A 13,358-nucleotide genomic window follows, 5' to 3' on the forward strand; every position below is an offset into this window, starting at 1 on the left:
GAATATTTATAACTTACATAAAAGTAGTATTAAAGTTTCAGATTTGCCATTTTTTTACTAACTTTGCACAATTATAATACATCAGTAGTTGGTAATCTGACACAAAAAGCTGAATTAAAAAGTGTGCAATGAAACAAAATCTTAGCAGGAACGACTTTGTACGCCAGCTGGTTACAATAAGTGACTTTGTGATTATCAATGTCATTTTGGTCTGTTTAATCGAACTGCTACCCAATCATATACCTCTTTATTTCCATAACGAAACAAAGATTACACTATTCGTGGTCAATGCTGCCATGGGCATTGCACAATATTTCTTTCAGACAATTGTGCACTATCGTAGGATTGATTTTGATAAAATCTTTCTTAGAGTATTTCAATTGGTGACAACCCATGTCATTATTACCTATATATTGCTAAGTTTCCTGAGTCCCAAGGAGAACTTCTTTCATATTTCCTTTCTTTATGCCGTGACGAGTTTTGCCGTCATTATCATTAGCCGATTTGTTGAACGCAGTCTGCTAAACTATTTGAGGCAATCAGGACACAACTCACGGCAAGTAGTGCTTGTAGGACATGACCAAGCACTCATCGAACTTTATAAGGCTATGACATCGGACCCTACCATGGGGTATCAAGTGCGAGGATATTATGCCAATAGAGAGATGAAAAATTGTCCACATACATTGGTTTACTTAGGAAGTCTTGATGATTTTGACAAGGAGATGCAAACTCCTGACGTGCTGATTGCTGAAGAAATATTCTGTTGTCTCAGCCATGATTATAATGATTTCATTGCGCAAATCATGAGATACTGTGATGCAAATGTCATCCGTTTCTTCTATCTTCCACGTATGTTTGGTACTTATCGTCTTCGTCTGAAGCCAGAATACATGGGCGATACATTATTATATACAAATCATACCGAGCCCCTTTCTTTTATGGGGAACCGATTAATCAAACGTACTTTCGACCTTGTCGTATCTGCGTTTGCATGTCTTTGCCTTCTACCTTTTATTCCGATAATAGCCCTTATCATCAAAATGCAAAGCCCGGGATCGGTCTTTTTCATACAAGAACGAACAGGTTTTGAGGGGCATCCGTTCAAATGTTACAAGTTCCGCAGCATGTACACCAATGCAAATGCTGATACAGAACAAGCCACAAAAGACGATCCTCGCAAGTTTCCTTTTGGGAATTTGATGCGAAGAACAAATATTGATGAACTACCTCAATTCTGGAATGTACTCAAAGGTGACATGAGTATTGTCGGACCACGGCCTCATATGCTGCACCATACCGAGGTGTATAGCGGCTTGATAGACAAATATATGGTGCGTCACTTTTGTAAACCAGGCATCACAGGCTTGGCTCAAGTAACCGGTTATCGTGGAGAAACCAAAGAACTCTGGCAGATGCAGAAGCGTGTGGAACTCGATATTTGGTATATCGAACACTGGAGTTTCATGCTTGATTTGAGGATTATTCTTAAGACAGCCTACAGCATTATCGTGCCTGATAAGCATGCTTATTAATTAAATGTAAGAAATTGAAATCAAAAATCAAAATAGACGGATATGAAAGGTATTGTTTTAGCAGGAGGCTCTGGCACTCGTCTCTACCCAATAACGAAAGGTATAAGTAAGCAACTGATTCCAATCTTCGACAAACCGATGATTTATTATCCCGTATCAGTGTTGATGCTTGCCGGAATCAAAGATATTCTTATCATCTCAACACCGTTTGATTTACCCGGCTTTCAACGTTTGTTGGGTGATGGACATGAGTTAGGAGTACACTTTGAGTATGCAGAACAACCCAGTCCAGATGGATTGGCACAAGCCTTTATTATTGGAGAGAACTTCATTGACGATGATGCAGTGTGTTTGGTCCTCGGTGATAATATTTTTCATGGAGCCGGACTGACACAACTTTTGAAAGAAAGTGTGACTGCTGCTGAAAAAAAACAACAAGCCACTGTCTTTGGTTATTATGTCAATGACCCTGAACGTTACGGAGTGGCAGAGTTCGATAAAGATGGGAATTGCTTGAGTATAGAAGAGAAGCCGGTAGTCCCGAAGAGTAATTATGCTGTCGTTGGTTTGTATTTCTATCCCAATAGTGTGGTTGAAATAGCAAAGCAACTCAAGCCAAGTGAACGTGGAGAATTGGAAATAACCTCTGTAAATCAGGTTTATTTAGATCAGAAGTACCTGAAAGTAAAACCTCTCCAGAGAGGTTTTGCATGGTTGGATACAGGAACACACGACAGTCTTTCTGAAGCAAGTAACTTTATTGAGGTGATAGAAAAACGTCAAGGGCTTAAAATTGCCTGCCTTGAAGAGATAGCCTATCAACAAGGTTGGATTACTAAGGAACAACTCTTAGAAGATGCCATACCCATGCAGAAGACCGACTATGGAAAATACCTCATGTCATTGATAGAGGAAGTGAGAAACTAAAAATAAGACAAATTTAATTACATTATTTAGATATGGATGAAAATAAGGAAAAGGCAAGTGAAGATATGTTGCAATTAGAGACAAAGAGTCTCTTTAACTTTAGGGCTATCTATACTTCTCTTGTACTGAATTGGTCATGGTTCATCTTTTCAGTTTTGGGCTGTGTCGCTGTTGCTTATGTCTATCTTCGATATACGACGCCGGTCTATCAGGCTTATGCCAAGCTCTTAATCAAGGAAGAACAAAGTTCACGTAGAGGCGGGAATAACAGTATCCAGAACACGAATAATCTTGGATTGATATCCTATTCTTCTGGAATTGACAATGAGATGGAGATACTTTCCTCTCATACGTTGGCACAAAGTGCCGTGCGAGATTTGAAACTCTATGTGAGCTATTATAATAAAGGAAAGGTAAAAGACCGTCTCCTTTATAAGACAGAACCTCTTATAGTGGATCTTGACCCCGTGAATTTGGAGAAGTTGAATCGTCCGATTAGCATGATACTTACTTATGAGAATGGTAAATATCGGCTGGTGGGCAATTACTTTGTTCCAATTGATGATACTTATGCAACCGGACCATACTCCTTTGACAAGACTTTCTCCAGGTTTCCTATTGCGATCTATACACGGGCCGGTGTGCTCACGGTGTCAGAGAACCTATCACCTTATGCCATGAAAATGACTTCAGACGACAAGGTGCATATTATTCTCAATTCTCCTAATAATGCAGCTTACCAATATCAAGGTGCTTTGTCTGTCAGCCAAACTTCCAAGTCAACGACTATTGCACAACTGACATTGGTAGATGTAGATCGTCAGAGAGCTATAGACTATCTGAAACAGCTTTCAATATGTTATAATCGACAAGCTAATGACGATAAAAATCAAATTGCTATCAGGACAGAGAAGTTCATCAACTCGCGTTTGGAAAAGATAAACTCTGAATTAGGACTAACAGAAGATAAGTTAGAAAACTTCAAGAGAAGGAATAATATGGTAGAGCTGAAACTGAATGCAAGTCAAGCATTCGATAATCAAGACGAGTTCAGTCAGCGTCTGACCCAAGCTAACACTCAATTAGTTCTCTTGGCAGAGCTTACATCCTACCAGAACAACCCTTCCAATCGGTATGAGCCAATGCCGTCAAACGTTGGATTGTCGGATCAAAGTACAACATCTTTAATAGATAAGTATAACAATATTGCTTTGGAAAGAAAACGCCTTTTGCGTAGTGCAAGTGAGTCAAGCCCAATAGTTACACCATTGACATCACAACTCGATGACCTCAGTAGCAGCATACGTAAGGCGATGGCGCAGGCTCGCAAAGGTTTAGAAATCCAACGTAATGCGCTTATCAGCCAGTTCAAGCAATACAGCGGAAAGGTTGTTGCTACACCTGAACAAGAACGTATCTTGACCCAAATAGGAAGGCAGCAGGAGGTGAAATCCGGACTTTATTTAATGTTGTTACAGAAAAGGGAAGAGAATTCAATTTCATTGGCAGCAACGGCAGATAAGGGAAGATTGATAGATGAGCCTGAATTCCAAGGAAAAGTCAGTCCGAATAATTCGATGTTCTACTTGATAGCCCTCATCATCGGTCTTTCAATTCCGACGATCATTATCATTATCGGAGAGTTTTTTCATTACAAGATTGAAGGCCGTAACGATGTCATACGTCTTACAAAACTTCCAATATTGGGTGATGTTCCGATTGCAAGTGATCAAGCAAAATCCAAGGCCGATGTCGTGGTTCATGAGAATAAGAACAACCTAATGGAGGAAATCTTCCGTGGTATGCGTACCAATTTGCAGTTTATGCTCCGTGAAAACGAAAAGGTTATTGCATTCACATCTTCCACTTCAGGTGAAGGTAAGACGTTTACTGCTGCCAACTTAGCCGTCAGTTTTGCACTTTTAGGTAAGAAAGTGATTCTTTTAGGTCTTGATATCCGTAAACCTCGTTTGGCTGAATTGTTTGAAATCAACGATCATCACCATGGTATTACAAATCTGTTGGTACATAGAAACTCGACAATAGAGGATATTCAGGCCCAGATTTTACCCTCGGGAGTCAACAAACGGTTAGACTTATTGATGGCCGGACCAACTCCACCAAACCCAGCGGAATTGCTGGCGCGTGAAAGTCTTGACGGTATTGTAAATAAACTTAGAGAGATGTATGATTATATCATCATCGATACGGCTCCAGTAGGCTTGGTAACAGATACTTTACAGCTTGCACGTATCATTGATGCCACGGTATATCTCTGTCGTGCAGACTATACGACCAAAGACAGCTTCGTGCTTATTAATAGTCTGGCTATGGAGAAGAAGTTGCCAAACATGTCCATCGTTATCAATGGTCTGGATATGACCAAGAAAAAATATGGTTATTATTATGGCTATGGACGATATGCAAAGTATGGAAAGTATGCGAAATACGGCTATGGTCGCTATAACAATAATTCATATATAGCCAACTCATACAATTCATATAACACCTATGGAGGCTATGACAGAAATAATAATTCTTATAGAGATAAAAACGACAGTTCAATCAAACAATAATAATGAAAATCGCAGTCGACTTTGATGGTACGATAGTTACCCATGAATATCCAGCTATCGGCGAAGAGATTCCGTTCGCAACAGAGACACTTCGGCGACTGATTGCAGACGGTCATCAGCTTATTCTCTGGAGCGTCAGGGAAGAAGGAGCCCTCGACGAAGCCGTAGAATGGTGTAGACAGCATGGTGTGGAGTTCTGGGCTGTAAACAGAGACTACCCGGAAGAAAAGATTGAAAACAACAATCATTATTCCAGAAAGCTGAAAGTAGATATGTTCATTGATGACCGAAATGTCGGAGGGCTGCCCGACTGGGGGCAGATATATAGGATTGTCAATGAGAGAATCACACTTAACCAACTTATAAGAGAACGTTACAATCAAGGCTTGCCACACAGCAATCATAAAAAGAAGCATTGGTGGCAGATTTAGAAAGCTCTCAATAATCTTATCTTTTTACCTCCTAACAGAAACTGACCGACATGTTTTACAAGACGAAACGTTGTCGGTCGGTTTCGATAGATAGCATTTGATAGTTGACAAGGGCGGCAATCAAGTCATCACGATGGTACGTCTTCAGAAAACCTTTTATTATAAGTAAGGCAAAGGACGGCCATGCCACTCTCACGATGGTAGAGCGCGGCTTGGAGTAAAAGAACTCACCCGATAGCGCTACGGCGTCGGACGACAGTTCCTTTTTGCATTTTTTATCATCGCCCACGGGCAGCCCCGGTGGGGCATTTAACTTTCCTTTTGGTTTAGCGTTTGCCCCAGCCGGGCATTTAACTTTCCTTTTGGTTTAGCGTTTGCTCCGGCGGGGCATTTAACTTTCCTTTTGGTTTGACGTTTGCCCCAGCGGGGCATCTAACACCTGTTATGTTTTGACGTTTGCAAGAAAAACTTTCCCTTTACATTTTTTATCTTCTTCCATGGAAGACGAACTTTCTCTTTACATTTTACTATCTTCCGAGCCGTCGGACGAGTGTTCTTTTTTGTTTTCCGCTAATCCGATGCTTCAGAGACACAGTTTTTCCTGTTTTTTCTCCATGGGGCTTATATCGAACGCATATAGGGTAGAGGCAGCGCGAACTTCTTCATCATGAAAAAGCGCAAGTCATGCCGCCGGGCAAGACCGCGTGGAGGCTGCTCATGCCCTGCATGGGAGAGCATAGCAAGACAACGGCAGCGGATTTTCCGGGCGATTGTACGCAGGTTGCACTGGATAGCTTCAGGCTAAAATCAACAGGAGACTAAGGAAAAAATTAAACTTCGCAACACCGAAGCAGGAGTTTTACAAATATTATTCGTGACATTGTACGTGATGGGGGAGACTTTATTGACTCTTTATAAGTCAGCCATATTGATTTTTTACATGAAAAATTGTAATATTTATTTTTTTATTCGTACTTTTGTGGACAATTTAATTGAACTGAAACAAAGAAAACAATAAAAATAAAAACAAATTAAAGAAATGGCAGTATTAGGAAAAATTAGAAGCAGAGGTGCCCTTCTGATGGGAATCATCGGATTAGGTATTTTTGCATTTATTGCCGAAGAGGCCGTCCGTTCTTGCGAGTCGACTCGTAATAATGCGCGTCAGCAGGTAGGCGAGGTTTTGGGTGAGAAAATCGATGTAAATGATTTTCAAAAGCTGGTCGACGAATACAGCGAAGTAATAAAGATGCAACAAGGTGCCGAAGCCCTGAACGACGAGCAATTGAATCAAGTGAAAGACATGGTATGGAATACTTTTGTCCAAACGAAGATTGTGGAAAATGAAGCCGAGAAGCTGGGACTTCGCGTAACCGACACCGAGATGCAGAATGTCTTGAAAGACGGAACCAATCCCATGTTGTTGCAGACTCCTTTCGTTAATCAACAGACCGGACGCTTTGATGCAAGTGCCTTGCAGAAGTTCCTTGCCGAATATAATACGCAAAAATCGGCGAACCCGCAGATGGCTCGGCAGTATGAATCAATATACAAATACTGGACATTTATCGAAAAAACACTTCGTCAGCAACTTCTTGCACAGAAATATCAGAGTTTGCTTGCGCATTGCATTCTGTCAAATCCCGTGGAAGCAAAGATGGCTTTCAACGAAGAGAACCAAGAAAATCAAGTTGAACTTGCGGCTTTCCCTTATAGTTCCATTCAGGATGACAAGGTTCAGGTAACCGAATCCGACCTCAAATCAAAATATGATGAGTTGAAACTGCGCTTTCAGCAATATGTCGAGAGCCGTGACATCAAATATGTCGATGTGCAGGTTACGCCATCTCAGGCCGACAAGACTGCTCTCCAAAAAGAATTTACCGGCTATGCTAAGGAACTTTCTGCAGCTGATGATCCGGCAAATATCGTTCGCAAGAGTTCTTCACTTGTGAATTATACCGGCGTTCCGGTAGCGAAATCCGCGTTCCCTTCTGATATTGCAGCAAAGTTGGATTCAATGTCTGTCGGCCAGACCACAGGCGTAATAAACAGCAGAATGGACAATACGCTGAACGTTATTCGCCTGATCAGCAAGCAGCAGTTGCCCGATTCGGTTCAATATCGTCAAATACAAGTCGGAGGAGCAACGGCTGCCGCAGCCCACAAGTCTGCCGATTCCATTTATGCAGCATTGAATGCCGGTGCTGACTTCGAGGCTATTGCAAAGAAATACGGTCAGACAGGACAGAAAACATGGATGACCACACAGCAATATCAGGGGGCACCTTCGATGGATAATGATACGAAGAACTATATAAACAGCCTTAACACGATGTCGGTCAATGAGACTAAGAACATTGTCTTGCCGCAAGGAAATATCATTGTACAAGTTCTCGACCGCAAAGGACTGATCGAAAAATATGTTGCAGCCGTGATTAAAAAGAGTATCGTCTTCTCTAACGACACTTACCGCATGGCTTATAACAAATTCTCTTCGTTCGTGAGTGCCAATCAGACGGCAGACGACATCTTCAAGAATGCGTCAAAGAACGGATATAAGGTGCAAGAAGCCAAAGATGTGACAACTTCCCAACACTATCTTGCCAATATCCATGGCACTCGTGATGCGTTGAAATGGTTGTTTGAGGCAAAAGAAGGCGAAGTGTCACAGATGTATCCATGCGGCGACAACGACCACCTTCTCGTTGCAGTCTTGACAAAAATCAATCATGCCGGTTATCGTTCATTGGATGACCCACAAGTGAAAGAAATTATCAAGGCTGAAGTCTTGAAAGACAAGAAAGCAGAAATGTTGATGGCTAAACTCGAAGGCGTCAACAACCTTAATGCCGCAAAGACCAAAGGCGGAAAGGTTTCCAACGTCAGCCAGATAACGTTTGCTGCTCCGGTCTTTGTCACCACAACGGGGGCCAGCGAGCCGGCTTTGAGTGGTGCCGTCTATGCCACAGCCAAAGGGAAATTCTCATCGAAACCGGTTAAAGGAAATGCAGGCGTTTATGTTTTCAGGATCGAAAACAAGACCATGCGCCCCGGAAAGTTTGATGCGAGGGCCATGGAGCAGAAGCTCCGTCAAAAGTCTATGCAATATGCAGGCAACTTTATGAACGAACTTTATATCAAGGCTGATGTCGTTGACAACAGATATCTTTTCTTCTAAAAAGAAAATTTTGTTCAATCAGAGAGGGGCAGTCTGAATGCAGGCTGCCCCTCTTTGGCATCAAATAAATCTGGGGTATTGGACATTTGATAGGTAGCAAGCCCGGTCTGAATATTCTATCAGGACTGACGTAAAAACTGCTTCTTTCGTGCACGAATGTCGGGGGTTTTTAGTAAGTTTGCAGTGGATTTTTTAATTAAACTTGTAAGATCATGATTAAGATTTATGGAATGAGGACTTGTCCGGACTGCACTTTCGTAGACGAACAAGTAGTGAACGACAGCCGGTTTGAAGTTATTGACATTGGTGAACACGTGCGCAATTTAAAAGCTTTTTTGAAATTGAGAGACAACAATCCCGTGTTTGACGATGCCAAACGGCACGGCTATGCAGGCATTCCATGCTTCGTGTTAGAAGATGGTCGCGTGACGCTTTCGCCCGAAGAGGTGGGATTGCAGTCACGCGACGAAAAGGCACCGAGTTGCCGTCTCGATGGCAAAGGGTGCTGAGAGTTTTCTCTGTTAAGAATTTACGAATTTTTGACTTTCTTTGTCGATTTTGCCAATTACGAGAGTCTGTAGTGTGTAGGCTCTCCTTTGGAGAAACCGAGGCTGGTTTTCAGAGAGGTGCCTGGCTTCTCTGTCAGAACACACCTAATCTGCCAAACACGATGAGTATGCTGATACCCAAAATCAAGGTGACGATGCCCACGGACAAGCCCACTTTCAGCATATCGTTCTGCTTGACAAGCCCGGTAGAGAAGGCAATAGCATTCGGTGGTGTACTGATAGGGAGACACATGGCGCCACTTGCAGCCACGGCGATGCCCACCAAAACAGTGATTGTCCCACCAATCATATCCAATGTTCCCCCCATACCTTTGCAAACGACGGCAAGAATCGGCACGAGCAAAGCGGCTGTGGCCGTGTTGGAGATGAAGTTGCTCAGCGCATAGCATATGAGGCAGGCAATAATCAGAATGACAAAGGGGTTCCATGCGCCGAAAGGAATACTCTTGATGGCATTCTCAGCCAGTCCTGTTCCGTTCATCGCATTACCTAAGGCAAAACCTCCGGCCACCATCCAAATCACCGACCAGTCTATCTCTTGCAAATCCTTGGCATTGATGACCCCGGTGAATGCGAACACGGCAATCGGCAGCATGGCCACGGTGTTGGCATTGATGCCGAAAAGGTCTTTACCGGCAACCCACAAGAAGATGGTCAGAAGGAAAGTCACAGCCACAACGGCCGTACGCCAGTTATGCGACAGCTCTCCGTTGATTTCAAGGTGTATGGTCTTCTTGGTGAAAGGGAAGAAATGGAGAATCATCCGCCATGCGATGATAAGCAACACGATGACAAGCGGCACCATGATCATCATCCATTGAGAGAAAGTGATGCCAAGATCGAGGCCGGCAGGGTCGTTGAGATATTTCAAGGCAAAGACGTTGGGCGGTGTACCAATGGGCGTGCCCATGCCACCGAGGTTTGCACCCACGGGAATGGCCATCGTCAGGGCTATTCTTCCTTTTCCACTTGCCGGCAAGGCCTTGAATACCGGTGTCAAGAAAGTGAGCATCATGGCAGCCGTAGCCGTGTTGGAAATGAACATCGAGAAAACGCCGGTTATCAGCAAGAAACCTAACAGCACGTTCTCGCTCTTCTGGCCGAAAGGTTTGATCATCGTGCGTGCCATGAGCACGTCGAGCCCGCTCTTAGTTGCAGCAATGGCCAAGACGAAGCCGCCCAAGAACAAGATAATGGTCGGGTCGGCGAAACAGGCCATGACGCCCACGTGGTCGAGCATCTTTCCATACTGATCTTCTGTTCCTTGGAAATACTTGAACGAGGAGTCGCTGACGCAGAAGAGCAGCACGAAGATGATGGTGATAGAGGTGGCCCAAGCCGGTATGGCTTCTGTTATCCACAGCAACACGGCCATGACGAAGATTGCGATGACACGCTGCTGCACGACGGTCAGGCCGTCAATGCCGAAGAAACTACTTGGAAGGTTCCAAACGATTACAGTCAGAAGAGCTGTAATCACGAACATCAGGAATTTCCTTTTGCTGAAATCTCCCGATAAAACTGATTTAATTGGGTCTTGCATAAATGAATGTCTTTTATGGTTGTACTTAAATGAATGTAAAGATTCGAAGAGCAAATTTACAATTAAATTGTAATATTAGCAAGCCGACCACTCGTTTTTTTCGTCATATCACAAAAAAGGCTTTACAATCTCAGCCATATTGCGACATAATTTCAGCCATTTTGCCGCGTAATCTCAGCCATATCAGGCGACGAAATGGCTGAGATTGCGAGTCAAAATGGCTGAAATATTTTCCTGACGGAAAGCACATTGCCGTCCTCCGCATGTCTTTCCGGCCTATCCAATCAACTGTTCTGACATGCTTGCGGCTGCGCGACGACCGTCGCCCATAGCCAAAATAACCGTCGCACCGCCCCGTACGATATCCCCACCGGCATAAATTCCGGGAAGACTGGATTGCATTTGCTCATTGACCGCAATCGTATTCTTGCGTCCCAGCACCAATCCTTCAATGCTCATTGGGACCAAAGGATTCGGAGAAACGCCTACGGCCACGATTACTTGGTCGCATTCAATGGTGATGGTTTGCCCTGTGGGCTCCGGACTTCTACGTCCGCTCTGGTCGGGTTCTCCCAATTGCATCACATCAAGCACTGCGGCTTTCACGGCACCTTGCTCATCTGCAAGGAACTCTCTTGGATTATGAAGCGTCATAAATGTGATACCTTCTTCTTTGGCATGCTTAACTTCTTCTATTCGTGCAGGCATTTCGGACTCACTACGCCGATAGACCAGCACGACTTCGGCTCCCAAGCGTTTCGCCGTGCGGCAAGAGTCCATCGCCGTGTTGCCTCCGCCTACGACAATCACCTTCTTGCCCAAGTTGATGGGCGTATCTGTATGTGGATTTGCTGCATCCATGAGGTTTACCCGTGTCAGATACTCGTTACTCGACATGATGTTCAGTGCATTCTCTCCGGGAATTCCCATGAAGTTGGGCAGTCCCGCTCCCGAGCCAATGAAGATACCTTTAAAACCTCTTTGCTTTAGCTCCTTAACGCTGATGGTCTTTCCTATGATAACGTCCGTCTGAAAGTGAACACCCAGCTTGCGTAAGTTGTCTATTTCGACGTCTACGATATGATTGGGCAATCGGAATTCGGGGATACCATATTTCAATACGCCACCGATTTCATGCAGTGCTTCGAACACATAAACATCAAATCCCTTTTTAACCATGTCGCCGGCAAAGCTCAAGCCTGATGGTCCGGAGCCTACGACGGCCACCTTAATACCATTTGATGCTGATATTTCAGGCAAAATAGTCTGCCCGCTCTCGCGTTCATAATCAGCTGCGAAGCGTTCCAGATAGCCAATAGCCACCGGTTCGCTATTCATTTTATGATGAATGCAGCGACTTTCGCATTGTTTTTCTTGCGGACAGACGCGGCCACAGACAGCCGGTAGGGCAGAGGTATGCTTCAAAATACGTGCTGCTTCGATGAATTTTCCTTTCTCAATCTGTTTGATGAAGCCCGGAATATCAATGTTCACTGGACAACCTTCAACACATGAAGGCTGCTTGCAATCAAGGCATCGTTGTGCTTCGCGCATGGCCATTTCCACAGTCAGCCCCTGATTGACTTCCTCTAATCGTGTCGTAGCACGGTAAACGGGGTCGAGTTCCGGCATTTTTACACGGGGAATCTTCACGCGCTCTTTTGCCTTGAGCGGCACTTCGGGCGGAGTGGGGGAGCAGGCTTCGGGAAGTTTTGAAGTTTTTGCTTCTGTGTGTTCCGATATAATAAGGTGTTCTTGATAGCGGTCCATCTCTTCTACCTCTACAGCCTTGAAGGTTCTCATGCGCTTGAACATCTCGTCCCAATTGACCAATGAACCATCGAACTCGGGACCATCTATGCAAACGAACTTTGTTTTCCCGCCAATCGTCAATCGACATGCACCACACATGCCTGTGCCGTCTACCATGATTGTGTTCAGAGAGACGTCGGTGGGAATCCCGTATTGCTGTGTGAGCAGGCAACAGAACTTCATCATAATCGGAGGACCGATGGCGAAAGCCTTGTCGATATGTTCCTGCCGGATAAACTTCTCTATTCCGACGGTCACAACTCCTTTCTCTCCATAACTACCGTCATCGGTCATGATGATGGTTTCTTCACTTGACGCTCTGACTTCATCTTCCATGATGATCAAGTCCTTATTTCGGCCGGCCAAGACCGAAAGGACACGATTGCCCGCACGTTTCAAAGCACGTATGATGGGAAGCATCGGAGCAACTCCGACACCACCTCCGGCACAAATCACAGTACCGTAGTTCTCAATGTGCGTAGGATTTCCCAAAGGACCTACGATATCGGCCACTTCGTCGCCCACGTTGAGGTTGCACAGTTTGGTAGATGACAGCCCCACTTGCTGAACAACGAGTTTGATTGTGCCTTTCTCTATGTCCGCATCTGCAATGGTCAGCGGCATTCGTTCGCCATTCTTGTCAACGCGAACGATGACAAAGTTTCCGGCCTTTCTGCTTTGAGCTATCAGGGGAGCTTCGATGTCAAAGCAAAACACTCTTTCGGAAAATTGTTTCTTGGAAATAATCTTGTTCATACGTATTAGATAATGTTTTGTTTCTTGT

Annotated in this window: 8 protein-coding genes; 6 read left to right on the forward strand and 2 right to left on the reverse strand. The window is 44.2% G+C overall.

All coding sequences use genetic code 11. The features are described 5' to 3' along the window. Positions 1-128: 128 nt before the first annotated feature. From HMPREF9944_RS01510 to HMPREF9944_RS01540, 6 genes are all read left to right on the forward strand, one after another. Positions 129-1,535 (forward strand): undecaprenyl-phosphate glucose phosphotransferase, encoded by a 1,407-nt coding sequence (locus HMPREF9944_RS01510; protein WP_008563960.1) that lies wholly within the window; start codon positions 129-131, stop codon positions 1,533-1,535. 42 nt (positions 1,536-1,577) lie between these two features. Then, on the forward strand, positions 1,578-2,462 hold the full coding sequence (gene rfbA, locus HMPREF9944_RS01515; RefSeq protein ID WP_008563961.1) for a glucose-1-phosphate thymidylyltransferase RfbA: 885 nt from the start codon (positions 1,578-1,580) through the stop codon (positions 2,460-2,462). Between the two features lie 32 nt (positions 2,463-2,494). Further along, positions 2,495-5,038: a GumC family protein gene (locus HMPREF9944_RS01520; protein ID WP_008563962.1), complete on the forward strand. Its 2,544-nt coding sequence runs from the start codon at positions 2,495-2,497 to the stop codon at positions 5,036-5,038. A gap of 2 nt (positions 5,039-5,040) precedes the next feature. Then, positions 5,041-5,469, forward strand: coding sequence for a BT0820 family HAD-type phosphatase (locus tag HMPREF9944_RS01525; RefSeq protein ID WP_008563963.1), 429 nt, complete (start codon positions 5,041-5,043; stop codon positions 5,467-5,469). A gap of 1,039 nt (positions 5,470-6,508) precedes the next feature. After that, on the forward strand, positions 6,509-8,650 hold the full coding sequence (locus HMPREF9944_RS01535; protein WP_008563965.1) for a peptidylprolyl isomerase: 2,142 nt from the start codon (positions 6,509-6,511) through the stop codon (positions 8,648-8,650). 212 nt (positions 8,651-8,862) lie between these two features. Beyond that, the gene (locus HMPREF9944_RS01540) at positions 8,863-9,159 is read left to right on the forward strand and encodes a hypothetical protein (protein ID WP_008563967.1); all 297 of its coding nucleotides are present in this window, start codon (positions 8,863-8,865) and stop codon (positions 9,157-9,159) included. A 133-nt stretch (positions 9,160-9,292) separates the two neighbouring features. On the opposite strand, the gene HMPREF9944_RS01545 is transcribed toward HMPREF9944_RS01540, so the two are convergent. Continuing rightward, positions 9,293-10,762 carry an SLC13 family permease gene (locus tag HMPREF9944_RS01545; protein WP_008563969.1) on the reverse strand — a complete coding sequence of 490 codons (1,470 nt, stop codon included), beginning with the start codon at positions 10,760-10,762 and terminating at the stop codon, positions 9,293-9,295. A 276-nt stretch (positions 10,763-11,038) separates the two neighbouring features. Then, on the reverse strand, positions 11,039-13,330 hold the full coding sequence (locus HMPREF9944_RS01550) for a bifunctional dihydroorotate dehydrogenase B NAD binding subunit/NADPH-dependent glutamate synthase (protein WP_008563971.1): 2,292 nt from the start codon (positions 13,328-13,330) through the stop codon (positions 11,039-11,041). Between the last annotated feature and the right edge of the window lie 28 nt (positions 13,331-13,358).

Source organism: Segatella maculosa OT 289, assembly GCF_000243015.1.
GTDB lineage: Bacteria > Bacteroidota > Bacteroidia > Bacteroidales > Bacteroidaceae > Prevotella > Prevotella maculosa.

Excerpts from the sequence above, each read along its gene's own strand:
- HMPREF9944_RS01510 (WP_008563960.1), top strand. The coding sequence starts at position 129 with ATGAAACAAAATCTTAGCAGGAACGACTTTGTACGCCAGCTGGTTACA.
- rfbA (WP_008563961.1), top strand. The coding sequence starts at position 1,578 with ATGAAAGGTATTGTTTTAGCAGGAGGCTCTGGCACTCGTCTCTACCCA.
- HMPREF9944_RS01520 (WP_008563962.1), top strand. The coding sequence starts at position 2,495 with ATGGATGAAAATAAGGAAAAGGCAAGTGAAGATATGTTGCAATTAGAG.
- HMPREF9944_RS01525 (WP_008563963.1), top strand. The coding sequence starts at position 5,041 with ATGAAAATCGCAGTCGACTTTGATGGTACGATAGTTACCCATGAATAT.
- HMPREF9944_RS01535 (WP_008563965.1), top strand. The coding sequence starts at position 6,509 with ATGGCAGTATTAGGAAAAATTAGAAGCAGAGGTGCCCTTCTGATGGGA.
- HMPREF9944_RS01540 (WP_008563967.1), top strand. The coding sequence starts at position 8,863 with ATGATTAAGATTTATGGAATGAGGACTTGTCCGGACTGCACTTTCGTA.
- HMPREF9944_RS01545 (WP_008563969.1), bottom strand. The coding sequence starts at position 10,762 with ATGCAAGACCCAATTAAATCAGTTTTATCGGGAGATTTCAGCAAAAGG.
- HMPREF9944_RS01550 (WP_008563971.1), bottom strand. The coding sequence starts at position 13,330 with ATGAACAAGATTATTTCCAAGAAACAATTTTCCGAAAGAGTGTTTTGC.